This is a genomic window from Niabella aquatica, from assembly GCF_054779315.1.
Window position 1 is genome coordinate 324,273 of record NZ_BAAGYM010000008.1, and the last position, 23,723, is coordinate 347,995.

Annotated in this window: 24 protein-coding genes; 11 read left to right on the top strand and 13 right to left on the bottom strand. The window is 42.7% G+C overall.

The features are described from left to right. The first annotated feature begins 27 nt into the window (after positions 1-27). Both ACYVBM_RS08345 and ACYVBM_RS08350 read left to right on the top strand, forming a co-directional pair. Complete coding sequence (locus ACYVBM_RS08345; RefSeq protein WP_460685184.1) at positions 28-576, top strand: RNA polymerase sigma factor; 549 nt, start codon at positions 28-30, stop codon at positions 574-576. Beyond that, positions 563-964 (top strand): hypothetical protein, encoded by a 402-nt coding sequence (locus ACYVBM_RS08350; protein WP_460685185.1) that lies wholly within the window; start codon positions 563-565, stop codon positions 962-964. The genes ACYVBM_RS08345 and ACYVBM_RS08350 overlap by 14 nt, the downstream gene beginning before the upstream one ends. A gap of 279 nt (positions 965-1,243) precedes the next feature. Here ACYVBM_RS08350 and ACYVBM_RS08355 read toward each other — a convergent pair whose 3' ends face one another. Continuing rightward, the gene (locus ACYVBM_RS08355) at positions 1,244-2,569 is read right to left on the bottom strand and encodes a Gfo/Idh/MocA family protein (RefSeq protein ID WP_460685186.1); all 1,326 of its coding nucleotides are present in this window, start codon (positions 2,567-2,569) and stop codon (positions 1,244-1,246) included. 169 nt (positions 2,570-2,738) lie between these two features. Between ACYVBM_RS08355 and ACYVBM_RS08360 the strand changes: the two genes are divergently transcribed. Both ACYVBM_RS08360 and ACYVBM_RS08365 read left to right on the top strand, forming a co-directional pair. Beyond that, complete coding sequence (locus ACYVBM_RS08360) at positions 2,739-5,165, top strand: TonB-dependent siderophore receptor (RefSeq protein ID WP_460685187.1); 2,427 nt, start codon at positions 2,739-2,741, stop codon at positions 5,163-5,165. Continuing rightward, positions 5,165-6,370 carry a PepSY-associated TM helix domain-containing protein gene (locus ACYVBM_RS08365; RefSeq protein WP_460685188.1) on the top strand — a complete coding sequence of 402 codons (1,206 nt, stop codon included), beginning with the start codon at positions 5,165-5,167 and terminating at the stop codon, positions 6,368-6,370. The genes ACYVBM_RS08360 and ACYVBM_RS08365 overlap by 1 nt, the downstream gene beginning before the upstream one ends. 42 nt (positions 6,371-6,412) lie before the next feature. Here the strand turns inward: ACYVBM_RS08365 and msrB are convergent, their stop codons facing one another. Beyond that, the gene (gene msrB / locus ACYVBM_RS08370) at positions 6,413-6,880 is read right to left on the bottom strand and encodes a peptide-methionine (R)-S-oxide reductase MsrB (protein ID WP_460685189.1); all 468 of its coding nucleotides are present in this window, start codon (positions 6,878-6,880) and stop codon (positions 6,413-6,415) included. A gap of 245 nt (positions 6,881-7,125) precedes the next feature. Here msrB and ACYVBM_RS08375 point away from each other — a divergent pair, with 245 nt between their 5' ends. Next, positions 7,126-7,707 (top strand): adenylate kinase, encoded by a 582-nt coding sequence (locus ACYVBM_RS08375; RefSeq protein WP_460685190.1) that lies wholly within the window; start codon positions 7,126-7,128, stop codon positions 7,705-7,707. A 177-nt stretch (positions 7,708-7,884) separates the two neighbouring features. Here the strand turns inward: ACYVBM_RS08375 and ACYVBM_RS08380 are convergent, their stop codons facing one another. Together ACYVBM_RS08380 and feoB are read right to left on the bottom strand one after the other, a co-directional pair. Next, positions 7,885-8,325, bottom strand: coding sequence for a viral A-type inclusion protein (locus ACYVBM_RS08380; protein WP_460685191.1), 441 nt, complete (start codon positions 8,323-8,325; stop codon positions 7,885-7,887). Between the two features lie 89 nt (positions 8,326-8,414). Beyond that, positions 8,415-10,520 (bottom strand): ferrous iron transport protein B, encoded by a 2,106-nt coding sequence (gene feoB / locus ACYVBM_RS08385; RefSeq protein ID WP_460685192.1) that lies wholly within the window; start codon positions 10,518-10,520, stop codon positions 8,415-8,417. A gap of 157 nt (positions 10,521-10,677) precedes the next feature. Here feoB and ACYVBM_RS08390 point away from each other — a divergent pair, with 157 nt between their 5' ends. From ACYVBM_RS08390 to ACYVBM_RS08405, 4 genes are all read left to right on the top strand, one after another. Continuing rightward, a complete protein-coding gene (locus tag ACYVBM_RS08390) occupies positions 10,678-11,121 on the top strand; it encodes an IPExxxVDY family protein (protein WP_460685193.1) in 444 nt (147 codons plus the stop codon). 10 nt (positions 11,122-11,131) lie between these two features. Continuing rightward, entirely contained in the window at positions 11,132-11,365 is a 234-nt protein-coding gene (locus ACYVBM_RS08395) for a 4a-hydroxytetrahydrobiopterin dehydratase (protein WP_460685194.1), read from the top strand. 199 nt (positions 11,366-11,564) lie between these two features. Next, entirely contained in the window at positions 11,565-13,706 is a 2,142-nt protein-coding gene (locus tag ACYVBM_RS08400) for a peptidylprolyl isomerase (RefSeq protein ID WP_460685195.1), read from the top strand. A gap of 97 nt (positions 13,707-13,803) precedes the next feature. Further along, entirely contained in the window at positions 13,804-14,307 is a 504-nt protein-coding gene (locus tag ACYVBM_RS08405; protein ID WP_460685196.1) for a DUF2480 family protein, read from the top strand. A 71-nt stretch (positions 14,308-14,378) separates the two neighbouring features. Here ACYVBM_RS08405 and corA read toward each other — a convergent pair whose 3' ends face one another. From corA to ACYVBM_RS08445, 8 genes are all read right to left on the bottom strand, one after another. Then, the gene (corA, locus tag ACYVBM_RS08410; RefSeq protein ID WP_460685197.1) at positions 14,379-15,491 is read right to left on the bottom strand and encodes a magnesium/cobalt transporter CorA; all 1,113 of its coding nucleotides are present in this window, start codon (positions 15,489-15,491) and stop codon (positions 14,379-14,381) included. Between the two features lie 97 nt (positions 15,492-15,588). Beyond that, on the bottom strand, positions 15,589-16,317 hold the full coding sequence (kdsB, locus tag ACYVBM_RS08415) for a 3-deoxy-manno-octulosonate cytidylyltransferase (RefSeq protein WP_460685198.1): 729 nt from the start codon (positions 16,315-16,317) through the stop codon (positions 15,589-15,591). 45 nt (positions 16,318-16,362) lie between these two features. Beyond that, entirely contained in the window at positions 16,363-17,172 is an 810-nt protein-coding gene (locus tag ACYVBM_RS08420; RefSeq protein WP_460685199.1) for a hypothetical protein, read from the bottom strand. Positions 17,173-17,249: 77 nt separating this feature from the next. After that, positions 17,250-18,080 (bottom strand): helix-turn-helix domain-containing protein, encoded by an 831-nt coding sequence (locus tag ACYVBM_RS08425; protein ID WP_460685200.1) that lies wholly within the window; start codon positions 18,078-18,080, stop codon positions 17,250-17,252. 39 nt (positions 18,081-18,119) lie between these two features. Further along, positions 18,120-18,698, bottom strand: coding sequence for an NAD(P)H-dependent oxidoreductase (locus ACYVBM_RS08430; RefSeq protein WP_460685201.1), 579 nt, complete (start codon positions 18,696-18,698; stop codon positions 18,120-18,122). A gap of 66 nt (positions 18,699-18,764) precedes the next feature. After that, positions 18,765-19,154, bottom strand: a complete 390-nt coding sequence (locus ACYVBM_RS08435) for an ATP-binding protein (protein ID WP_460685202.1) — start codon at positions 19,152-19,154, stop codon at positions 18,765-18,767. Between the two features lie 69 nt (positions 19,155-19,223). Then, complete coding sequence (locus tag ACYVBM_RS08440) at positions 19,224-19,763, bottom strand: DUF420 domain-containing protein (RefSeq protein ID WP_460685203.1); 540 nt, start codon at positions 19,761-19,763, stop codon at positions 19,224-19,226. After that, entirely contained in the window at positions 19,735-20,523 is a 789-nt protein-coding gene (locus ACYVBM_RS08445; RefSeq protein ID WP_460685204.1) for an SCO family protein, read from the bottom strand. Before ACYVBM_RS08445 ends, ACYVBM_RS08440 begins: the two co-directional genes overlap by 29 nt. A 202-nt stretch (positions 20,524-20,725) precedes the next feature. On the opposite strand from ACYVBM_RS08445, the gene ACYVBM_RS08450 reads away from it, so the two are divergent. Together ACYVBM_RS08450 and ACYVBM_RS08455 are read left to right on the top strand one after the other, a co-directional pair. Beyond that, complete coding sequence (locus ACYVBM_RS08450) at positions 20,726-21,985, top strand: PQQ-dependent sugar dehydrogenase (RefSeq protein ID WP_460685205.1); 1,260 nt, start codon at positions 20,726-20,728, stop codon at positions 21,983-21,985. A 414-nt stretch (positions 21,986-22,399) separates the two neighbouring features. Further along, a complete protein-coding gene (locus tag ACYVBM_RS08455) occupies positions 22,400-23,377 on the top strand; it encodes an NAD-dependent epimerase/dehydratase family protein (protein WP_460685359.1) in 978 nt (325 codons plus the stop codon). Here ACYVBM_RS08455 and ACYVBM_RS08460 read toward each other — a convergent pair whose 3' ends face one another. Further along, positions 23,378-23,704, bottom strand: coding sequence for a DMT family transporter (locus ACYVBM_RS08460; RefSeq protein ID WP_460685206.1), 327 nt, complete (start codon positions 23,702-23,704; stop codon positions 23,378-23,380). Positions 23,705-23,723 lie beyond the last annotated feature (19 nt).

The following is a 23,723-nucleotide window of genomic DNA, read 5'->3' on the forward strand; positions in this document are numbered from 1 at the left end:
TATAATTTAAATAAGCAAAGCTGTTCGATGTTTAACGAAAAAGAAATTGTATCAAAAGTGTTGAATGGCAATATGCAGGCATTCGGACAAATGGTTAAACAATATGAGCAATTTGTTTTTTACATTGTAGATAAACTTACAGATAATGAAAATGACAAAGAAGATATAGCCCAGGAAGTTTTTATAAAGGTGTATAACAATCTTCGGCAGTTCTCTTTTAAATCAAAACTGTCAACCTGGATCGCGGGCATTGCATACAGAACAGCGCTTAATTATATAAGGGATTACAGAAAGTATGACAGGCGTACCGGTAATATATATGATGAAAAGTTGAGCTTTACAACTGAAACGCCGGAAGAATTATCGGAGTATAAAGATATAAAGCAATACATTAACCGGCTATTAGAAGAAATGCCGCTTGCTTACAAAAGCGTAATTGTTTTATATCATTTTAATGAGCTCACTTATAAAGAAATTGAAGCGGTTACCGGTATGCCGGAGGGAACTGTTAAAACCCATCTCTTCCGGGCAAGAAAAATATTAAAAGAAAAGATAAAGAACAATGGACTCTTTTGAAAAAGACATACAGGAACAGGTAGAAAAGCAATTTGACCCTTTGAATGAGAATTCAGCCGATCACAAATGGTATAAGATGGTTTTTGATGCCTTGAACGAAAAAAGCAGCAAAGAACCTTCATATGGTTTTTCATTTAATGTGATCCGCAGGATAAAGACAAAGGAAAATTATAAAATTGATTTTAAATGGAACCTGCTTTTATTGCTGGCAATAGCGCTGATCCTTACAGTGCTGTATATAACTGCATTTGTTTATAACAATGATATGGCTAAAAGTGTATTAGCTTTTGTTCAAAAGTTTTGGATTCAGCTTCTTTTTGTACTGTTTTTTTATTTCCTGGTTCAGTTTATTGACAAGAAAACAGTGATTGAGAAGATGGTGCGGTAGTAAAGCGATTATTTAAAGAGCCTGCGACAATTATATATTTTATAACTATAAATTGATATTAACCCTGTAATAGGAATTCTATAATTTCTGAAGATCTGGATGGCTATACAATAAACAGGTCCATTAAAGGCCGTATAAAACCAGCTTCCAGGCATAAGTACTCAACTAAAAGTGGCCGTGGCGATGTAATGGGAGTCAGCCACAAAGCTTTTTTCAATCAGCTTATCTGCACAGGTTTTGTCATTTTTATCGCTCCGGCTTATACGGTAACACAAAGCTTCAAATCTTCGGCAGCGTATATCCATTATAATATTCGGCCATCAGGTACTGTTTGTTGAGCTGTTCATCTGTAAATTTTCCGGCAGCGTTATCCCAGGTTACTTTTTGTTTGCTCCTGAAAGCAATATTACCCATCTGGCAAACGGTGGCAATATGTGCCCCGGTTTCAATCGGACAGTTCAGATCACTTTGTCTGCGCGAACGAACGGCAGTAATAAAGTTGGCAGTATGCTTATCTAACCCGTTATCTGATTTCTCTTTTCGTGGTACGGCAACTTTTCTCTCGCTTCGTTTTTCTTCTGTTACTTCCCAGCCGCCACGGTCTAATTCAAGTGTACCATTGTTACCAATAAAGGCGATGCTGTGATCGCGCCCAAAATTACCGTTATCGATGCCCATCGCGTGATCCCAGATAATATTAAAGCCGTCAAACTCGTACAACGCGGTAAGCGTATCAGGGGTTTCCTGGTACAGCTCGGGGTAAGCAAATTTGCCGCCTAGGGCCGAAACGGTCTTAGGTACAGGAGCATTCATTCCAAAGATCGCATAATCCATCAGGTGCACGCCCCAGTCGGTCATCAGACCGCCGGCATAATCCCAGAACCAGCGGAAGTTAAAGTGAAAGCGGCTGCTGTTAAAAGGCCTTGACTTAGCTGGGCCCAGCCACATTTTATAATCCACTCCGACCGGCGGTGCGCTGTCGGCAACTACGGGGGCGGGTTTCATCCAGCCCTGGTAGCAGCAAACCTTTACGGTTCTGATATTGCCTAATTGCCCGCTGTGCACAAAGTCAACCGCATCTCTAAAATGCTGCTGGCTGCGTTGCCACTGGCCGGCCTGCACAATACGGTTGTATTTTTTTTGAGCGGCTACCATGGTGCGGCACTCTTCTATCGAGTTGCCAACCGGTTTTTCAACGTACACATCTTTTCCTGCTTTTACGGCATCGATCATCATCAGCGCATGCCAGTGGTCGGGCGTGCCTATGATTACGGCATCCACCTCTTTATTGTCCAGTAAGTGCCGGTAATCTCCGTAAGTTTTTATTTTACCGGTATCCATGTTATTTTTCTTTAGCTCTGCCATACGCTGATCCAGCACATTTTTATCCACATCACAAAGTGCAGCCACCTGTACTCCCGGAATTTTAAGCATGGACATGGTATTCGCCCATCCCATCCCCTTTATTCCAATAGCACCGATGCTAATTGTATCGTTAATACCGGTTCTTGATAAGGCAAAATTTTTCTTATTAAAAGACTGAAGGGTAAAACCACCCAAAGCAAGTATTGATGATTGGGTAATAAACTTTCTACGGCTGTTCATTGTAATCGTTTTTTCAAAGATAGCGGTAAAATCCGTTAGCTGAAGGCGAGGCGGGTTGGTGTCATTTGTCACCCTATTGTCGGTTATTGTTTAAACAATGAAATATTCCGCATTTCGTAAATATACTCAGAAATGGTGCGATTACATTTGCGCCACAAATCAAAAAACAATGAGAAGAGTAATTCACAGAGCGGTGCTGGCGCTAGCGTTGACATTCGGACTAAATGCATCAGCCCAGACCGGTTTCGGAAGGATTTCGGGAACGGTACTGACAGAAGACGATAAACCGGCTGTAGGCGTTACCGTCAATATTGCAGGTACAGACCAGTCGACAACTGCCAACGAAACCGGCAGGTTCAGTTTCAGCAGGCTGAATCCGGGAACGTACACACTTGTGATTTCGCTGGTCGGGCACGATAATATTGAAGAAACGGTACCTGTAGCAGCCAACCAGGTATCAAATGTACACATAAAACTATCCATAAATGCTTTAACCCTGGGGGAGGTAATTGTTACCAGTCGCCAGAATGACATACAGCGTGCTTCGGGAAGTTTGCGCATTACAACCCCCCTATTAGAAACACCACAAAATATACAGGTTATTGATAAGAATACGCTGCTTGATCAGCAAATTATAAGTATGAGTGATGGGGTACTTAGAAATATAAGCGGTGCTATCCGGTCTGAACATTGGGGAGATTTATACACCAATATTACAGCCAGGGGTTCTCAGATCAAGGCATTCAGAAATGGCTTTAATGTAGTCGCTTCTTACTGGGGCCCGCTTACTGAAGACATGAGCTTTGTGGAGCGAATTGAGTTTGTAAAAGGCCCCGCCGGTTTTATGCTGGCCAACGGCGATCCCAGCGGCTTGTATAATGTGGTTACAAAAAAACCGACGGGAATAACCAAAGGAGAAGTGAACTTTACTTTAGGCAGCTTTGATCTGTACAGGGGTAGCCTTGATCTTGACGGAGCGTTAAGCAAGGATAAAAAGTTATTATACCGCCTGAATGTAGCTGCACAAAACAAAGGCTCGCACCGGGATTATGAATATAATAATCGTTATGTATTAGCGCCGGTGGTATCGTATCAGTTAGATGATAAATCCAGGCTTACACTGGAGTATAACGGACAGTTTGCAAGAATGACCGAAGTAGGGTCTTATTATGTTTTTTCAAGAGAAGGATATGGTACATTTCCAATAAACTTTACTTACACCAATCCGGGACTTCCACCCACTAAAATAAATGATCATAGTGGTTATTTAACATTTGAACATAATTTTGATGATAACTGGAAGATTACAGCACAGGGATCATACTTCAGGTATGATCAGGAGGGAATGAGTTCGTGGCCGCCGTACCTGGCACCAGGTGGAGACAGCCTCATAAGAAATATTGGCCTTTGGGATGCAAAAAGTATAATGGCATTGGGTCAGGTGTTCTTAAACGGGCAATTCAATACGGGCGCTGTCCGCCACAGAATTCTTGCAGGAGCAGATGCAGCCAATAAAAACTATTATGCAGATTGGGGGCAGAGTCATAATCTGGATGTTGTAGGGTCTTTGTTCGATCCCCGACATCCTTCTTATGGTGTTCCATCAAATGGATACCCCGCTTTTGACAGAAACAGACCTATTGAAGAAAGAGCCATCCGTGCCGGAGGCATTCAAAAGCAGCGTTATTCAAGTATTTATATTCAGGATGAAATAGCTTTTTTACAGGAAAGGCTTCGTTTAACGCTTGCCGGAAGGTACACAGATGTAAGCCAGGTGTATGGAGTAGGTGTTGATTTTTCTAAGGCAAAGCATTTTACACCAAGGGTCGGATTAAGCTACTCTATTAATAAATCCTTCTCTGCATATGCGTTATACGATCAGGCATTTGTTCCTCAAACCGGAAGAATTTGGGGATACAATGGAGATGTGAAGCCCACCACAGGAAATAATATGGAACTGGGATTAAAAAAGAACTGGTTTGACGACAGGTGGTCCACGACCTTGTCGGTTTACCGCATTTTAAAACAAAAAGAGCTGACTGCAGATCTTGTGCACAGCACCCCCAGCCAAAACTATAGCATGGTTTTAGGAGAAAAAGTGGCAAGGGGCGTAGAGTTTGATGCAAGAGGAAGTGTGCTTCCGGGCTTTCTGGTTACTGCAAATTATGCGTTTACAGAAAGCGTTGTTACCAAACTTGCCGAAGGTGGCGGCTCCGGATATGCGGTAGGCGATATCGTTCCCGGATATGCAAAACACACTTCTAATGCGTGGCTTTTTTACCAGTTGCAGAAAGGTGCTTTAAACGGTCTGGGCTTTTCTGGCGGATTTACTTCGCTTATTGACAGGCATACCGGCTGGTATACGAAAGGAGAGCCTCTTCCAGACTATTTTAAGTTGGATGGAGGTATCTCTTACTCCAAAGAGAAATATAAGGTAGTATTAAACATTTTCAATATACTGGATAAATATTTATTTAGCGGTTCTTACTACGACCTGCCAACAATACCGGGCGACTGGAGCTCCGGAGCCCCGGCCTTTTACTATCAGACCGAACCTCCGCGCAATGTCAGGTTATCGGTTACTTACCGGTTTTAATGAACAGAAACCATTTGCAAAGTGAATATCTCTTTGAAATGAAAGAGATATTCGCTTTTAGAAATTATATGACGCTTAAGAAATTTACAGGAAAACTACATTTGTGGCTGGGGCTCGCCTCTGGCCTTATTGTATTCTGGCTGGGCATTACCGGGTGCATTCTTGCGTTTGAAAGAGAAATTTCAAGAGCAGTAGAGCGCTTTCGTTTTGTAAAGAACCCTGGCACAAAATACCTGCCGCCAACGGTTCTGAAAGATTCGGTAGATAAATACCTGGGCGGGAAAGAAATGGTTTCTGTAGAATATCTCGGAACCAAAGATGCAGCGCTGGCCTACTATTACGATGATAGTGTGTACTACCAGATTTTTGTAAACCCCTATACGGGAAATGTGCAGAAAGTAAAAGATATGAGCAAAGATTTCTTTCGGGTGATCACAATGGGGCATTACGAGCTATGGCTGGGCCAGCCCGGCAGAATCATTATATCGTCGGCAACACTTATTTTTTTAGTGATGATGATCACCGGTATTGTTCTCTGGTGGCCTAAAAATAAAGCGGCCGCACGCCAACGGTTTAAATTTCAATGGAAATCTGCCACTAAATGGAAAAGAAAAAATTATGACCTGCATAATGTGCTGGGCTTTTATATGACATGGGTGGCAATATTTTTGGCCATTACCGGCCTGATCATGGGTTTTCAGTGGTTTGCTAATTCGGTTTATTTTATCACTTCGGGAGGCAAAACAATGCCGGATCATATTCACCCCCTTTCAGACAGTACTTTGGCCGGGACCACAGACCGGCAAAAAATGGTGAATACTGTTTGGCTGGAACTGATGAAGCAAAAGAAAAGCGATAATAAAGTGGGTATTGTTTTTCCTCATGATGATGCGGATGCGCTGGAGGGCTATGTAAATCATCACCTTGATAGCTATTTCAATGCTGATTTTTACCATTTTGACCAGTACACCGGAAAAGAGTTGCCAACAGATGGCGTATGGGCCGGCAAGTTTATGGATGCACCGTTATCTGATAAAGTTCAGCGTATGAACTACGATATTCATGTAGGCGCAGTGCTGGGCTTACCCGGGAAACTGCTGGCATTTTTTGCCAGCCTGATTGCTGCCAGCCTGCCAGTTACCGGTTTTTTAATATGGTACGGCAAAAAGAAAAAAGTGGCTGCCAAAAAGCGAACCCTTCTTTAAACCAGTAACCTGACCATAATTTTATTACGTACAGCTTTAATACTATTCCTTTTTGCTATTATATTTCTTTTCGGCCTCTTTTGCTTTTTCAAAATCAAGCACTACGCCATTTATACAATAACGCAGGCCGGTTGGTGGCGGTCCGTCGTCAAACACATGACCCAGATGGGCTTCGCAGCGGCCGCATTGTACTTCGGTACGTACCATACCGTGGCTTTTATCTTCAGCGTAAATAATGCTTTTTTTGGTGATGGGCTCATAAAAGCTGGGCCAGCCGCAGCCGCTTTCAAATTTGGTGTCGCTTTTAAATAACGGGTTGCCGCAGGCTGCACAATAGTAGGTTCCGATTTCCTTAAAGTTTTCAAACTTGCTGCTCCAGGGCCTTTCTGTACCTTTTTGACGTGCAATATAATAGATGTCTTCCGGCAATATCTTCTGCCACTGCTCGTTGCTGAGTTTTACATCGGCCGTATCGGTACGGGAGTAAACAGGATTGTTTTTGTTATTCATTGTAGTTGTGTCTTTATAGCTGGATGATTTTGTTTGAGACTGACATTGATAAAATAAACAGCAAATGCTGAATAATATTAAGAAGGAGTATTTCATATCTCTATTTAAAACAACCGGAAGCGGTAAAAAGTTGCCTCCGATACCGCGATGGCACAATTTTGCTTTTTTAGAAAAACCATATAAAAATCAGAAATATAGTTTTGCTATATTATATTTGTTAGCATATATCAAACCAATTTACATAAATGTTCAATTTAGTTTTATTTGGCCCTCCCGGTAGCGGCAAGGGTACACAGGCGGCCAGTCTTATAGAAAAATATAAACTGGTGCATCTTTCCACGGGCGATCTGCTAAGAAATGAAATTGCTAATAAAACCCCTCTTGGTTTGGAAGCAAAAAAGATAATGGATGCCGGCCAATTGGTTCCTGATGAAGTGGTGATAGGCATTATAGACAATTGCCTTGAAAAAAATGCGGATGCAAACGGCTTTTTATTTGATGGATTTCCCCGTACGCTAAACCAGGCAAAAGCGCTGGATAAATTATTGGATCTTAAAAAAAACCAGATAAACCTGGTTCTGGCATTGCAGGTAAATGAGGAAGAGCTCGTAAGGCGGCTGCTGGAGCGTGGAAAAACTTCTGGCCGCTCTGACGATACCAGCGAGGATGTGATCCGCAAAAGGTTCCAGGTTTATATAAATGATACGGAACCTGTAGCCCAGCATTACAAAGAGCAGGACAAATTTAAAGCTATTCCCGGTGAGGGCTCTGTTGAAGACATTTTTGGAAGCCTGAGTAAAGAAATAGATGAGTATATGAGAGGATAAGAAGACCGGGCAGCACCTTTTCCTGCTTTGGACCCCATAATTCATAATTCTGCCAGCCCTGTTGGTGACGCGCCACCTCACAGACCAAGGGAAAAGGGGATGTGCCCGAAAGGCGGTATTGTATTAAGAGCAAGGGGTTCCCGTGCAACTCCTTAATATAAATGCTTGTATACCCAATTATTTAGCCAGTACGGAATCTGCCTTTTCAATGCTTGAAAGAACAATATCTTTCATTGTGCCTACCTGTTCTAACTGAATTTTCAGGTAATCAATTCTTGCCGGCTCATTGTTTTTTAATGAATCGTACCGGAAACCTTCCATCCACTCGTTCATGGCCACATCTGCATAAGCCAGGTTTTTAATCGTACTGTCCAGCAACGCAATCCGGGCTTTATGGGCGTTGCCGGGTAATTTTTTAAGAGAGTCCATCTCCGCAGCGGCTTCTTTTTGCAGCCTTTGCAATTTCATCATTTTAGGCATCACCACATCATGCCCTTCCAATACCTGCTGCAGCAGGCTGTCTGATAAAGTTTTTGCCCGTTCATTGTTTTCGCTTCCTGAATTATTACAGGCCATTATAACGCAGCAAACCGCGGTAACAGCTATTAAACGCATCATAAAATTTTTTTACAAAAATAAGCACTTGCTGCGCAATCCACGGATTGTAGTTGGATAGGCAGTGAGCCTGGAGTTTTTTTAAGGTATGATCATTTTAACAGGTGATAGGCAATAAAACTTACTATATAGGCCAGACCGGTCATATACACCAGTTGTATCATCGGCCATTTCCAGCTTCCGGTTTCCCGCTTTACAATAGCAAGGGTGCTCATACACTGCATCGCAAAAACGTAAAATAGCATCAGCGAAACGCCCGTAGCCAGGGTAAATACTTTGGTTCCGTCGCTAAAGGTAGCTTGTTGCATTTTTTGCTGTAAAGCCATGTTCTCTTCTCCATCGTCTTCCACACTATATAATGTAGCCATGGTGCCTACAAAAACCTCGCGGGCAGCAAAGGAGGTAATAAGGGCAATACCTATTTTCCAGTCGAAGCCCAGCGGCCGAATAACGGGCTCTATTGCTTTGCCCATAATTCCGGCATAAGAGCTTTCGAGCTTTGCCGTACCGTATTGTTCTTCAATAAGGGCGGTATCAGCACCTGGCAGGGACAGCTGCTGCTCATAATTCAGGTGTGCCTGGTGCATTCTTTTTGCCGGGCCAAAAGAACTTAAAAACCAAAGCACAAGGCTAATCATTAAAATGATTTTACCTGCCTGAAGTACAAAGATTTTTGCCTTTTCAACCATTGTTTGAATGGCATTTTTCCACCGGGGGGCACGGTACACCGGTAGCTCCAGAATAAAGTAGCTTTTTTCTTTTATTTTTATAAACCATTTGGCCACATAGGAAACAGCCATCGCAAAAACGATCCCGATCAGGTAGAGGCCTGTCATCACCAACCCCTGCAGGCTGATAAAACCCGCGATATACGTTTTGGGAATAACAATTGCCGTTAGAATGATGTATACCGGAAGTCTTGCCGAACAGCTCATTAAAGGAGTAACCAAAATAGTAAGCAGCCGCTCTTTCCGGTTTTCAATGTTCCGGGCGCTCATAATAGCCGGCACGGCACATGCAAAGCCGCTGATCATCGGCATTACACTTTTCCCGTTCAGCCCAACCGATCTCATAATTTTATCGGTAAGAAAGCTGATCCGTGCCATGTATCCGGTATCTTCGAGCAGGGAGATCAAACCAAACAGTATCATTATCTGCGGAATAAAAATGATAATTCCGCCCAGGCCAGCAACAAGGCCATTGATCAGCAGATCAGAAAAATTGTTTTCGGGAAGCACATTACCCAGCCAGTTGCTGAACGCCGCCGTTCCGGAATCGATCCAATCCATGGGGTAAGAAGCCAGGAGAAATACACACTGAAACAGGAGAAACAATACCGTTAATAAGATAATATATCCCCATAACGGGTGTAAGAAAACATTGTCCAGTTTTTCTGTCAGCCTTGATTGTTTTTGCGGGTCGGGGAAAGTAACCGCCAGGTTCAGTATATGATTAATACGTTTATAGCGCTGAAGAATTTCTTCGGCCTGCGTGCGTGTGGAATTAAAGTGGTTTTTTACTTCAGCCTGCTCTATCTGCTCCTGCATATCACCAGGCAGGGCAAATGTTTCGTGATTGATCAGGTAATGTACCGCTTCATACTCACCAATACCGGGAACAATATGCTGTACCTCTTTTATTGCATCCGGAGCAAGAGCCGTAACATCAATAAAGCTTCTGGCTGCGGGCTTGTATAAATTGCCTGAAACGAGCTCTATGGCTTTTTTTAATGCATCAATGCCTTTATTTTTGCGGGGGTTTACCACTACCACCGGTACACCCAGCTCCCGTTCCATTTCATTGATATCGATCTGTATGCCCTTTTTACGGGCAATATCGGCCATGGTTAGTGCTATCACAACGGGACGTTTTAGGTCTATGATCTGCGTGCAAAAAAGAAGATTTCTTTTAAGGCTGCTGGCGTCTGCTACAGCCACAATTACATCAGTATGTATTTGAGGGTCCTGGTCGATGATCACTTTATACGCCACATCTTCATCCAGCCGACGCGGATAAAGACTGTAAGTGCCCGGCAAATCAATAATAGCGGCCTTTTTATTACCGATAGATGAGATTCCGGTTTTTTTATCAACAGTAACACCAGGAAAATTTCCTACTTTCTGGTTCAACCCTGTAAGCGCATTAAACAAAGATGTTTTACCGCTATTGGGGTTTCCTGCTAAAGCAATATGTAACATTAAATCTTTCAAAAGTGTAAAATCGCAAAATTAACGGCCTTATGGATAAATATGTTTACGAATTGCGGAGTTTTATGACAGGTTTAAATAATTAGCCCTGTTCTTTTATCTACCTTTACTCCGGTTATTACCTGTTGGCAACAAATAAGGAAAAATAATGGCAGTTCTGAAATTAGAATTAGACACGCAGGAAATTATTGATCATTTTTTTGATGATACCAAGCTGTTAGGGATTGTTACAACGGTTAAAGATTATCGTTTCTGCTGGAATCTCAACAATATGCTGGGTATCAATTTCCGGATCAATCACGACATTGAAATTAACCTGAAGCGCAAGAAGCGGCAATATTTTTTTTCTGTTTATGAATATCATGAGCCTTACAGCGCGCTCTGCCACTACCTGTACAATAATCTTTACGACGGAGAATACCTGCTTCCCGAGTTTAAAAACCTCGATTTCCTGTGGCTGATGAAGAACGATACCGTTACAAAGGAATACCTGGACCAGATAAAAGTAATGCTGCTGAATATACCCGAGGTGCAACTGGTGACCGAGCTTACCAACGAAAAAATAAAAAATAAAGAATACCTGATCTTTTAAATTTTACGCTATGTGGCAGGAGGAAAACAATAAATTATACAGGAAAATAGTTTTCAAAAACTTCAGCGAAGCATTCGCTTTTATGTTTCGTGTAGCAATAGAAGCAGAGAAAATGGACCATCATCCCGAGTGGAAGAATGTTTATAATACGGTCGAAATATGGTTAAGTACCCACGAAGCGGGCGATATCATTACTGAAAAAGATAAAAAAATGGCAAGAATAATTGACGGGTTATTCCCATAAGATTTTAGGCCGCATTGCAGCTATCGGAGCGTGCCGGGCATTATTCCGGGAGGTAATGAATGTGCTTAATTATACTTTTTGAACCCTTCTGCCCTGTTTTTTACGGCAAATATCCTGCAGTCATTATTTTTCCACAATTTGTTGATATTTTCAAATACCCTATTTTTGCCGTCCTTTAATTTAATGTATATATTATATTATGTCGGTTATTCAGAAAATCCAGGACAAATACGGCAAAGTAATGGCCATCATTATTGCTTTGGCGTTAGTGGTATTTGTAATAATGCTTGCTTTTGAGAACGGTGGCAGTTTATTCAGGGGCGATGTAACTACCGTTGGTAAAGTAAACGGAGAAACCATTGATTATGACCATTTCAGGACAATGGTAGAGCAGCAAACGCAAATGATGCAGCAAAGAGGCATGGGAGCCAGTAGTGAGATGCTTGCGCAGCAGGCAAACGAAGGCGCCTGGAATTCAGAAATTGCCAGGATACTTTTAACGCAGGAAGCAGAAAAAACAGGTATTGATATCGGTAAAAAAGAATTGAACGATTTACTATTCGGCCAAAACCCTCCGCAGCAGCTCAGGCAGGCTTTCACCGATCCTCAAACCGGTGTTTACAACCCCACCCTGGCGCAGCAGCAGATCAACCAGATAAAAAGCAAGGGAACAGCTGAGCAGAAAGCAGAGATCAATGCGTTTTTAGATCAGCTGTTATTTCAGCGTCTTGCGGAAAAATACGATGCGCTTTTAACAGAAAGCATCAATTTTCCTAAATGGATGATTGAAAAGGAAAATGCCCAAAACAGCCTGCTTTCCAAAATTTCTTTTGTAAGGGCTCCTTACACAAGCGTAACGGATTCTTCGGTTAAAGTAACAGATGCTGAAATTCAGAACTATATAGATAAGCATAAAAAAGATTTTAAGCAACAGGAAAGCCGCAGCATTTCTTATGTGGCTTTTAATGCTGAACCTAATGCTGCTGACAGCGCACTCGCCAGGCAAAATATTTTAGCGCTTAAACCGGCTTTTGACAGTGCTAAAAACGTAAAGGATTATTTAATGACCCAGGGCATTAATAACTACTACGATGGATATATCAGCGCTAACCGTATACAGGTGCCCATGAAGGATTCTATTTTCAGAGTAGGTACCGGCAACATCTATGGTCCTTATCTGGACGGAGGCAGCTATGCCCTTGCTAAGGTTATTTCAGCTAAAGCCATTCCCGATACTGTTTCTATCAGACATATACTGATTGGTACTGTTCAGATGGATCCCCAATCAGGGCAGCAGATTCCGATAAGAGATACAGCTACAGCAAAAAAGCTGGCAGACAGTGTTGCTCTTGCTATCAGGAACGGGGCCAGCTTTGATTCAATGGTAGTAAAATTTTCCACAGATCAGGGTAGCGTTAATAACGGCGGTAAATATGAGCATGTTCCTTCCGGCCAAATGGTTCCGGCGTTTAACGACTTTATTTTCGGCAATCCTGTGGGCACAAAAGGGGTGGTGAAAACAGAGTTCGGCTATCATTATATTGAGATCCTTTCTCAGAAAGGGAGCGCTACCGGTTATAAAATTGCTTATATCACTAAACCTATTGAAGCAAGTGCAGAAACGGATATGGCTGCCAGCAACCTTGCCAGCAAGTTTGCGGGCGAAGCAACCAATCAGAAATCGTTTAATGCTGCCGCAGAAAAGCTGCAGAAAGAAAAAGGCATTTTTAAATCTGTTGCACAGGATATTCAGCCTACAGGGTCTATGATCCAGGGATTAGGTGCATCACGCTCTTTTGTAAAAAATATTTATAGTGCAGATCTGGGCGATGTATTGCAGCCAGAGCGCGTAGGAGATTTTTATGTAGTAGCGTTGGTAACTGAAGTAAATAAGGAGGGTACCATGAGCCCGGCCAAGGCAAGGATGATGGTAGAACCCTTACTGGTCAATCAGAAAAAAGCAGAAATTATTACCGCTAAAATAGGTAAAATAACCACACTAGATGCGGCGGCCAATATTTTGAAACAGCCCATTGAGGTTGCAGATAGTCTTCGTTTTGGGGGTCAACCCGCTATGTCTTTAGGGTTTGAACCCAAAATAATAGGGGCTGCTTTTAATAAAGCGAACATCAGTAAAGTGGTAAGCGAGCCGATCGCCGGCACTCAAGGTGTATATGTGATGCGGGTAGATAACCTCTCCAATACCCCTGTTCAATCTGCCAATGTTGAAGAAACAAGGCAAATGCGTTTTATGCAGGCCCGGCAGCAGGCGCAGTTCCAATCCTTACAGGCGCTTAGAGAGGCGGCAACAGTTAAAGATTACCGCAGCAAGTTTTACTAATCAGTAAGTGTAAAATAGTTTTTGGATCCCGGCCTGGCCGGGATTTTTGCTTTTATTCAGCATAAACAAGTTGCGTGATTATATGTTATTTTAGTGTATGGATGAAATCAGAAACAAAGTGGCCGAAAGCGGAATTATAACCTTAAACCTTGAGGATTTTTATCCGGAGGAAGAAATAATTCTTTTTGATATCAAAGATTATTTATTTATGGAAATGATATTGAAGGAGAAAGATTTTCGAGAAGCGCTGAAGCAACACGACTGGCAGCAATATTCCGGCAAAAATGTAGGCATTACCTGCTCTGCCGATGCTATTGTGCCGCTTTGGGCCTATATGCTTATCACTTCTTATTTACAGCCGGTGGCAGGATTTGTGGCATCCGGCGATGCGGAGGAACTTCGCAAAAGAGTATTGCTGAAAAATATTGATGCCATTGATGCCGGGGCATACAGAGACAAGCGTGTGGTGATAAAAGGCTGTGGAGATGTAGCCATCGGCGAATTTGCTTACGCGGAAATTACGCGTGTACTGCTGCCTGTGGTAAAAAGCCTGATGTACGGCGAACCGTGCAGCACCGTGCCGGTGTATAAAAGGAGATAACAGCGTATGATATAAGTTTATAGCCATTAAGTCGCTGTCATCTGGTTAACCGTATGCTATTATCCTCATAGCTAAAACCATCCTCGTTTCTTAAACATAATCAGCATCCATACAGGAATAACGAACATGGCGCCTACAGCGATCCAAAATCCCCAGTGATGCCCGCTTAACGGTATTACCTGGAAGTTCATACCAAAGACCCCTCCGATAACCGTAGCCGGCGCCAGCACGCAGGTAACAATGGCCATTACTTTCATTACCTCGTTCATTTTCAGGTTTACATTGCTGATATAGAGGTCCTGCATGCCCATGATCATGTCGCGGTAGTTTTCTACCAGGTCGATAGCCTGTACCACGTGGTCGTACACGTCTTTGTAAAACCGTTCATTAAATTCAGTAAGCAGATCACTGTCGCTTTTAAGGATGCCTCCGATAACTTCTCTTACCGGATAGATGCTTCTTTTTAAAACGATCAGCTCTTTGCGCAATACGTTAATCTGGCCTAAAGAGCGTTTGGTGGTTCCCCTTATGATCTCTTCTTCCACATCTTCGATCCTGTCGCGCAGTTTATCCATTACCACAAAATAATGGTCTACGATGGTATCAATTAATGTATAGTACAGGTAATCTGCTTCTTTTCCACGGGTTTTACTGGTGGGGAGCTTCAGCCGCTCGCGCAGCGCATGGTACAGGTCTTTGGAAGGATCGTCCTGGAACGTGATCACGAAATTCTTACCCAGCACCAGGCTTATCTGCTCATGCGATACGCTCTGTTTTTCCTCATTATAGTAAAGAATATTCATGAGGCTAAAGAGGATTTCGTCTATTTCATCCATCTTGGGCCGCTGGTTAATGCTTAAAATATCTTCGCGCAGCAGCAGGTGGATACCATATTGCTCACCCAGTCTATCCACATCATCCTTCCTTAACCCGTCTACATTGATCCATACAATATGGCCGTTGCTCTTAAGCGAAAGCGCCTCATCAATAGAAATATCCTTGTATTCGCTGACCTCTGCCTTATTATACACATAAGCAGTAATGAGAACGGTAGCCGCCTCTTCCCTAACAGGTATAATCGTTGGGTTAACCGACAGTATTTCTTTAGTGCGCTCGGTTCCGAAAAGCTCCAGCAGGTTGGGCAGAAAGAGATAACGCAAATATTTTTCAGGGCGAACTTTCATAACGGGAAGATAGATTTTTTTTGGAAAAGTCCGGAGGTCGGAATAGGCTGACCTGCTAAGCTGAAACCAGGAATTTGTAACCTGTGACTTCGGGAGATCAGGATTTGTCAATTAACGCCAAGGCCTTTTCCAGGTCTTCGGGAGTATCAATGGCAATATTTTTATAAGTGGTTTCGGCCATATAAATATCAATGCCGTTATATAAAAAACGCAACTGTTCCAGCTTTTCTATCTGCTCCAATGGCGCCAGCGGTAAAGCCGTGAATGCTAATAAGGCTTCTTTCCGGAAAGCATACACGCCAATGTGCAGGTAATAATCAACCGGCGTGCCCGCCTCTCTTTGGTAAGGAATAATGCTGCGGCTGAAGTATAATGCTTTACCGTTTTTATTGGTAACCACCTTCACCATGTTGGGATTGGCTGCATCTGCCGCAATATCCATTTTTCGCTTTAAAGAAGCCACCTGCACCTCTGGCCGGTCAAATAAACGCACGATTTTTTCCAGGGGCTCTTTTTGTATAAAAGGCTCATCGCCCTGAACATTTACAATTACATCAGCATCTATATCACGTGCCGCTTCTGCTATACGGTCGGTACCACTTTCATGCGCGGCAATGCTCATAATAGCGTTACCGCCCCGGTTTGTTATTTCATTATAAATGATATCGCTGTCGGTAATCACAAACACCTCGTTAAACAGCCTGCTGTTAACCGCCGCTTCATATGTATGAACGATCACAGGTTTATCCCCCAGCATTTTCATCAGTTTGGCATGAAAACGGGAGGCCGCATAGCGCGCGGGTATCATGGCGATAATTTTACTCATATATCAAAAATAATAAGAAATAGCAGATGGCTTAAACTATATCTGCTATGATTTTACCGGTTCCACGGTACTAAGTAATGCCAAACCCAACCAGTAAGCGGGCGCTAAAGCAATGGCGGGAATCATAAACGGGAAATAGAACTGCTGGTTTAAAAAGTTGAAAAGAAAAAAGAATATCAATCCGGCAAAACCAAAGGCAGGCAGCACTAACGCTACCCAATTACGTAATAATTTTTTTTGTAACAGGATAATGCTTTGCCATGCAATGATTATGTAAACGAGGCTACGCCCTAAGGTCCGGAGCAGTTCATGAAAGTCATATTGGGAAAAGAACATATCGGCGGTTTTACCGGTTGACAACCAGTAAGCCAGTTCGCTGCTAAGCCGATAAGAGGTAAAATTGTCCCACAGCATTATTATTACAGAAGATATAAAGGGAATAATAATAAGTTTATTAAATGCAGATAATTCTTTCCACTCCTGCCTGAGTATAAGAAAAAAGCCGGTAGCAAAAAAAATAGTTGCTACCCCAAGCATCCCAAATCTGAAATGCTCTTCAGCAGTATGCTGAATCAGAGTGGGTGACCAATCCGGAGGGCCCATCATTAAAGGGGGTGCAACTATTGAGCCCAGCAAAGACAGGAGCCAGCCAGCTGTATTAAAAGCTGCAATCTTCTTTTTCTTGTAAATAATGAGTAATAATATTACAGAGAAACCCGCAAAACCAACTGAGCCTAATATATAATCGGCCAGGCGGTGCCCGCTCAAATACGGGGCAATGCCTGATAAAATATTGCTATAAGGAAGTAAAATCAAAATGAGGGTAGTAAAGCCTCTAAAAACTTTTTGTGCCATATTGTGCTTTTTAGTCAGCACAAATTTATTTTGGAACGAGAGTAGTTTGCTGGTACAAATCGGACGAATTGTAAAGCCTAATATTCATAATAGCCGAAGGTTCGTTCCGGAGCTGCTTGCTCCAGGCAGTAAAATTCTGTGGGAGAATAACCGGTATATTTTTTATAGTTTTTGTATAAATGCTGATAATCGTAAAAACCACTTTCAATTGCAATAGAGAACCAGTCTTTTTGCGAAAAGCGGTTTTTTAAAAGATAAGCAAGATCCAGCCGGACCAGGTTCCTGTAATCTTTGGGGGCAATACCAGTATGTGTAATAAACATCCTGTTGAACTGCCTTACGGATAAATTAGATTGATATGCATACCATTCTATTTTTTGATAGTTGTATGGGTTTAGCATTTCTTTGGCTATGGCGCAAACAGGATGTGTTCGATCCATTTTTGCTTTAAATAGTTTTTCTAAAAAAAATTCCACAACCCGTATCATTTGCTCATAACCGATGCAATGAGCTAATTGCTCATTCACTGTTTTAACCTGTTCTTTAAAAACAAGATTCGCATCAATATATTCATTGGTAAGCAACTGTACAGGTTCCTTACACAGGTTGAATAATACGCCGGGTTGAAAAACCACCTGAAAGTTTAGAAAAATGATACCCACATTGCGTTGTGTAAGGACCGTATGTTGGCCAAAAAGAGCTGTTTGATAACAAGCGCTCTTCCCGTTATCGTAGTGTACCATTTCGTGGTCGAAGGGCGTAAACTGTAAACAATGTTCAATTCTTGGCCTGTATGCTTTTATATTGTTTATTTTTTGATTGGACTCTTTAAAATTGAAATGTATGATCCGATAGAATCGTACTACACTACTTAACTCCGGACGGGGTAAAATATTCGTGATAAGCATGGTGCATTTTTTAGTTCCAGTTATAAATATAAATATTATTTACTCCTGCTTTTCTCCCAATCGTTCTGTTTTTTCAAGCCAGCGTTGGCGGAAAGATGCTTTCGATAGCCGTATAGGTCCAATAGTGGTGGCTTTCACAGGCGCAATGCCACAAAAATTCAGTATATTTTTCTTCATGGCCCAATAGCTGGGCCGTTTATTGATCAGCCAGTAATACCATACGGGCTGGTCGAGCGTAGAAATGATCCGGGCAGATTTACCTTTGAGGTATTTGTCCCAAAGTAAAGAACCTTCCCGCTTTTTAAAAGCAAAGCCGGGAAGGAAAACCCTGTCAATGAACCCTTTTAAAATGGCAGGAAAGGTGGCCCACCATACCGGGTATACCCACACCAGGTGATTGGCCCATTTGATCATCTCCCGTGCTTCAAGCAAGTCTGGTTCAAGCTCTGTTCTTTTCCGGTAACCGAATTGCAAATTTGGGTTAAATTGTAAGTCGGCCACAATAATTTCCTTTACTTCTGCTCCGGAACTTAGTGCTCCTTTTTTATAGGCCCCGGCAAGAGCAAAGCAAAAGCTCTCTTTGTCGGGGTGACCGTTAATGATGAGGATCTTTTTCATTTTATGTTCTGTTACGATTCCATTTTCCAGTAGCCACCGGTTTTGCGGGCGCCACGAAACTCTATTTTATTTTCGTTTCTCAGGATAGTAAGCCAACGCTCTATTGTTCTTTGTGGTGCTTTGATTTGTTCCACAAAAAAGGATACTTTCTTCCCGGGGGTACTTTTCTATCAGCTCCAGCAGGTCATATACTCCGCCATCATTCTGGGTGGCATGCGCTATAACCCTGAAGCCATGCTGAAAATGCTCAAAGACAGGCGCTTTTAGCCAATAGGAAGCAAAACCATCTTTAATTCTTTTAATGCCTGAACCATACTTTTCTATCAGCTGTGCTTCTTTAAAAGTAGCAGCAATTTTTTTATTGCGGGCCCACGACGAATAATCTCCACTCAGCAACTGCTCAACGGTAATATCATCCGGCAGCTTACCGGGGTTAAAAAATTCAATATAATCCATAGAGAGAACAGGAAAGATTAGTTTGGAACGGAACCGGAGATACGGCAACTACTTTTCCGTGAATTTCCATCAATAATACGGGCTTATCAGCACATATACCAAAACACCGGTTATGGCAACGTACAACCACAGCGGCCAGGTAATTTTTGCGATTTTTTTATGACGGGCGTATTCGCCGGTTAAACCACGATACGCTGTAAATAAAATGAACGGGAGAATGATGCCGGCCAAAGGAATATGCGTAAACAGTATAACGTAATAAAATGTTTTTAACCCTCCTGTTCCGCCAAACCGGGTTTCGCCTGCAAAAAGGTGATGACAGATATAGCTTACCAGGAACAAGATGGACAAAACCATTGCTAACAGCATCAGCTTTTTATGTAGCTCATATTTGCCTTTTTTTACAACGACCAATGCCCCCACCAGCAAAACAGCAACCGCAGAGTTAATAACAGCGTTCAATAAAGCGAAAATATGTACATCAAAGCCCAGGTCTACTTTCAAATGTACCCTGCCAAGCGCCGCAACCACTAAAAATACAATTACCGAAAATGATACAATCAGCCAGTTGGCACGTTTATCATTTTTTTTCCAGATCGTTTTCAGCATCTCTTTTCTTTTTAAACAGAATCATAAATAAGCCCACGGCTACTGTAGCAATCAGAAATACGATAGCCAGCAGTTTTACCGGTAGGCCGCTTTTTTTGCTTTTATCCTTTTCGAGCGTAAGCAAAATAGCATCTCTTGAAATTCTTTTAAGGTCGGCAGAATCCAGCCCGTGGTAGTATCCCCTTATATTGCGCCGGCCATCTATCAATATAAAATGATCTGTATGTATAAAAGAGGTATCAATGCCTTTTCCATCTACCAGCCCCAGTTTTAAATCATTGATCGCTAAATCGTATATCACCTTTTTATCGCCGGTCAGCAAATCCCATTGTTCGGGATTGATCTGAAAGCGATCAGCCCATTTTTTCAACTGGGCAACAGAGTCTCTTTCAGGATCAACCGAAAAAGACATATACCGGATGTCCTGATTGGTTTTATCGCCTACCCGCCGTGCATTGGTTATAGATTGCATTACCGTTCTCATATTGCTGGTGAGGGCAGGGCAAATAGTTGGGCAATGGGTAAAAAAGAAATCGGCAATAATTATTTTTCCATCATAATGGCTCAAGCTAACAGCGTCTCCTGCCTGGTTGATCAGCCTGAAATCGGGCACTTTATGCCATTGCGTATCTGTTACCTGTTTGCCGTTCTCCAGCCGGGTGCTGATGCTGTCCGGTAAATAATGGCCCGGCATTGATACGGCTTCATCACTATAATGACGAATTATAAAATAACAGGTAAGAGGCAATAAAAACGCCATTAAAACAGCATATAAACCTTTTTTATTCAATGTAATATTCTACTTTAGTGAACAGGTATCCCCATGCGCTCCGCTGGGGGAGAAATTTTTCGCGAAATTCGTAAAATAATGCTATAGGCTGGCATGATTTCTTCTATTTATTTATGCCCGTTGATCTATACGCTTTTATTGAATTATTATCCGATCATAAAAAATAAATACTATGCTGTTAAAACTTTTTCTGGCCACATCTGTAACCGCAATTATTGCCTGCTATAGCTGCAGCAACAACAAGCCCTCAGTACCCGACTCCGGCTCCGGCCCTAACCCTGACCCGGAAATGCCAGCCCTACCGCCCGTAGATACACAGGCGGCCAATACTACTTATAAACCCGCGTTTGAAGGGCAAACAAGGATCGCTGGCATGAAAACAGCTACGGCATTAGACATAAAGGTTTTGTCTGAAGGACTGGTGAACCCCTGGGGAATTGCAGTACTGCCAGATGGGCGGTTACTGATAACAGAAAAAGGAGGTACCCTGCGTATTGCAAAAACAACAGGAGAACTGTCGGCTCCTATTATTGGGCTCCCCGCAGTAAATGCGAGCGGCCAGGGTGGGTTGCTGGGCATAACGGTCGATCCCGGGTTTAGTGATAACCGTATGGTATACTGGGTTTTTTCTGAAAAAGTAAGTGAAGGTAATATTACAGCTGTAGCAAAAGGCCGGCTTGCCAATGATGAAACAACCGTAGAAAATCCTGCCGTTATTTACAGGGCCATCCCGGCCTACTCCGGAACATTGCATTATGGTGGCCGGATCGTTTTTGATAAGAAGGGGAACCTTTTTGTCAGCACCGGCGAACGCTCTGATCTGTCCACCAGGCCCAAAGCCCAGGATTTAAGCACCGGTCTCGGAAAAATAGTACATATTACCAAAGACGGAAAGGAAGTAGCCGGTAACCCGTTTACAGGAACATCAGGTGCGATGCCTGAAAATTATACCTATGGCCATCGCAATGTACAGGGGCTCGCTTTTCATCCTCAAACAGGAGATTTGTGGGAGTGTGAGTTTGGACCGCGCGGCGGAGACGAAGTAAACCGGATCGAAGCCGGGAAAAACTATGGTTGGCCAACGATCACTTATGGAATAGAATATTCCGGCGGGGCTATTAATAACGGGCTTACACAAAAAGAAGGATTAGAACAGCCGGTATATTACTGGGACCCCGTGGTTTCTCCAAGCGGTATGACCTTTTATAGCGGCGACCTGATCCCCGAGTGGAAAAATGACCTGTTTATTGGCTGCTTAAGCGGATCACATATTGTACGGCTGAAAATTAAAGATAATAAAGTGATTGGCGAAGAACGGTTACTGGCAGATCAGCAACAGCGCTTTAGAGATGTACAGCAGGGAAAAGACGGTGCATTGTATGCTGTTTGTGATGGCGTGCATGGCAGGTTGTACAGGATCGGGAAGAAATAGCTTACTATTGTGGTGGCGGTGCTGATAGGAGCTAACACCGCCAGCAGTGGGAAAATGGCTGCAGTAGCATTTCTCGGGAAAAGCGGCGTCAAGTTGTTTGGCCTTCCTTCTGCTGGCCACACAACAGCCAATAATATTTTATTTATCCGATGGAGCCATGCTGGCATGAGCAATATCTGCAATAGCTGACAGAAACAAAAGAATCTATTTGATAAAATTATTCCCGATAAAATTATCCCCGAAGCGTGTATAAAGACTGATAGGGATGTTGTTATAGGTGCTGCTGTAAAATGGATCAATAAAAAAGCATCAACTGATTTTAATTATCCAAATAACTCCTGTAGCTCATATGCCATACTTCTTTAATCGCTATTTTCGTGAAAAATTAATAGTATCAATTTTCACTCCAACATACTGGTTACGGGCGGTACTGGTTTCTTGGGAGCCTATATTCTCAAAGAATTAGTCCTGCAGGGGTTTGCTGTGAGAGCGATTAAGCGATCATCGGCAAAACTCCCGGCTTTTATTGATCCCGGCATTTTACAAAAAGTAGAATGGGTAGAAGGAGATATACTGGATGTTGTATCGCTGGCTGATGCCATGCAAGGCGTTGATACTGTAATACACAGTGCCGCTATTGTTTCTTTCCATAAAAGGGAAAGAGCCAAAATGTATCATGTAAATATAGAAGGAACTAAAAATGTTGTGAACGCCGCTCTTGAAAATAATGTAAAAAGATTGGTTTACATAAGTTCCGTTGCCGCTATCGGACGTAAGCTTACCGGCTCCACAGTAAATGAAAAAGCACAATGGGAAGACAGCAGGGCCAATACCCATTATGCTACCAGCAAGTTCAAGGCGGAACTGGAAGTATGGCGCGGATTTGCCGAAGGACTGGAAGGTGTGGTGCTCAATCCTGCCACGATACTGGGTTTTGGCAACTGGGATCAAAGCAGCTGCGGACTCTTTAAAACCGCTTATAACGAATTTAAGTGGTATTCGAACGGGGTTAATGGTTTTGCAGATGTTGAGGACGTGGCCAAAATAACTGTTGCGTTAATGAACAGCGCCATAACCCGGGAGCGCTTTATTGTTTGTAACGACAACTGGCCATTTAGAAAGCTGTTTGATACTATGGCCGATGCATTTGGGAAAAAGCGCCCTTCAAAGCAGGTTACCCCGTTTTTATCGGGCATTGCATGGAGAATGGAAAAACTGAAATCGATCTTCAGCGGCAAAAAACCACTGCTTACAAAAGAAAGCGCTAAAGTAGCCAACAGTTTCACCCGTTTTGATAATTCAAAGCTGTTGAATGCCCTGCCAGGCTTTAGTTATACACCATTGGAACAAACCATACAAAAAGGCTGCACAAAATATCTTGCCAACCTGTAACTAATGAGATACGGCTTTAAGCCCAACGATGGAAGCGATCAATGTAAATAAAAAGAACACCCTCCAGAAATTAACCGGGTCTTTAAAAATAAATATACCCATCAGTGCGGTGCCAACGGCCCCAATCCCCGTCCATACCGCATAAGCGGTACCTATAGGAAGCGTTTGCGCCGCTTTTACCAGCAGTATCATGCTGATGGTAAGGGAAACAAAAAAGCCGCCGTACCATGCATACATTTCCGTTCCGGTGGCTTCCTTTGCTTTACCCAGGCAGGAGGCAAATGCCACTTCAAACAATCCTGCAATGATCAGAATAATCCAACTCATCATTTAGTTTTTTGTAACG

Excerpts from the sequence above, each read along its gene's own strand:
- ACYVBM_RS08345 (WP_460685184.1), top strand. The coding sequence starts at position 28 with ATGTTTAACGAAAAAGAAATTGTATCAAAAGTGTTGAATGGCAATATG.
- ACYVBM_RS08350 (WP_460685185.1), top strand. The coding sequence starts at position 563 with ATGGACTCTTTTGAAAAAGACATACAGGAACAGGTAGAAAAGCAATTT.
- ACYVBM_RS08355 (WP_460685186.1), bottom strand. The coding sequence starts at position 2,569 with ATGAACAGCCGTAGAAAGTTTATTACCCAATCATCAATACTTGCTTTG.
- ACYVBM_RS08360 (WP_460685187.1), top strand. The coding sequence starts at position 2,739 with ATGAGAAGAGTAATTCACAGAGCGGTGCTGGCGCTAGCGTTGACATTC.
- ACYVBM_RS08365 (WP_460685188.1), top strand. The coding sequence starts at position 5,165 with ATGAACAGAAACCATTTGCAAAGTGAATATCTCTTTGAAATGAAAGAG.
- msrB (WP_460685189.1), bottom strand. The coding sequence starts at position 6,880 with ATGAATAACAAAAACAATCCTGTTTACTCCCGTACCGATACGGCCGAT.
- ACYVBM_RS08375 (WP_460685190.1), top strand. The coding sequence starts at position 7,126 with ATGTTCAATTTAGTTTTATTTGGCCCTCCCGGTAGCGGCAAGGGTACA.
- ACYVBM_RS08380 (WP_460685191.1), bottom strand. The coding sequence starts at position 8,325 with ATGATGCGTTTAATAGCTGTTACCGCGGTTTGCTGCGTTATAATGGCC.
- feoB (WP_460685192.1), bottom strand. The coding sequence starts at position 10,520 with ATGTTACATATTGCTTTAGCAGGAAACCCCAATAGCGGTAAAACATCT.
- ACYVBM_RS08390 (WP_460685193.1), top strand. The coding sequence starts at position 10,678 with ATGGCAGTTCTGAAATTAGAATTAGACACGCAGGAAATTATTGATCAT.
- ACYVBM_RS08395 (WP_460685194.1), top strand. The coding sequence starts at position 11,132 with ATGTGGCAGGAGGAAAACAATAAATTATACAGGAAAATAGTTTTCAAA.
- ACYVBM_RS08400 (WP_460685195.1), top strand. The coding sequence starts at position 11,565 with ATGTCGGTTATTCAGAAAATCCAGGACAAATACGGCAAAGTAATGGCC.
- ACYVBM_RS08405 (WP_460685196.1), top strand. The coding sequence starts at position 13,804 with ATGGATGAAATCAGAAACAAAGTGGCCGAAAGCGGAATTATAACCTTA.
- corA (WP_460685197.1), bottom strand. The coding sequence starts at position 15,491 with ATGAAAGTTCGCCCTGAAAAATATTTGCGTTATCTCTTTCTGCCCAAC.
- kdsB (WP_460685198.1), bottom strand. The coding sequence starts at position 16,317 with ATGAGTAAAATTATCGCCATGATACCCGCGCGCTATGCGGCCTCCCGT.
- ACYVBM_RS08420 (WP_460685199.1), bottom strand. The coding sequence starts at position 17,172 with ATGGCACAAAAAGTTTTTAGAGGCTTTACTACCCTCATTTTGATTTTA.
- ACYVBM_RS08425 (WP_460685200.1), bottom strand. The coding sequence starts at position 18,080 with ATGCTTATCACGAATATTTTACCCCGTCCGGAGTTAAGTAGTGTAGTA.
- ACYVBM_RS08430 (WP_460685201.1), bottom strand. The coding sequence starts at position 18,698 with ATGAAAAAGATCCTCATCATTAACGGTCACCCCGACAAAGAGAGCTTT.
- ACYVBM_RS08435 (WP_460685202.1), bottom strand. The coding sequence starts at position 19,154 with ATGGATTATATTGAATTTTTTAACCCCGGTAAGCTGCCGGATGATATT.
- ACYVBM_RS08440 (WP_460685203.1), bottom strand. The coding sequence starts at position 19,763 with ATGCTGAAAACGATCTGGAAAAAAAATGATAAACGTGCCAACTGGCTG.
- ACYVBM_RS08445 (WP_460685204.1), bottom strand. The coding sequence starts at position 20,523 with ATGGCGTTTTTATTGCCTCTTACCTGTTATTTTATAATTCGTCATTAT.
- ACYVBM_RS08450 (WP_460685205.1), top strand. The coding sequence starts at position 20,726 with ATGCTGTTAAAACTTTTTCTGGCCACATCTGTAACCGCAATTATTGCC.
- ACYVBM_RS08460 (WP_460685206.1), bottom strand. The coding sequence starts at position 23,704 with ATGAGTTGGATTATTCTGATCATTGCAGGATTGTTTGAAGTGGCATTT.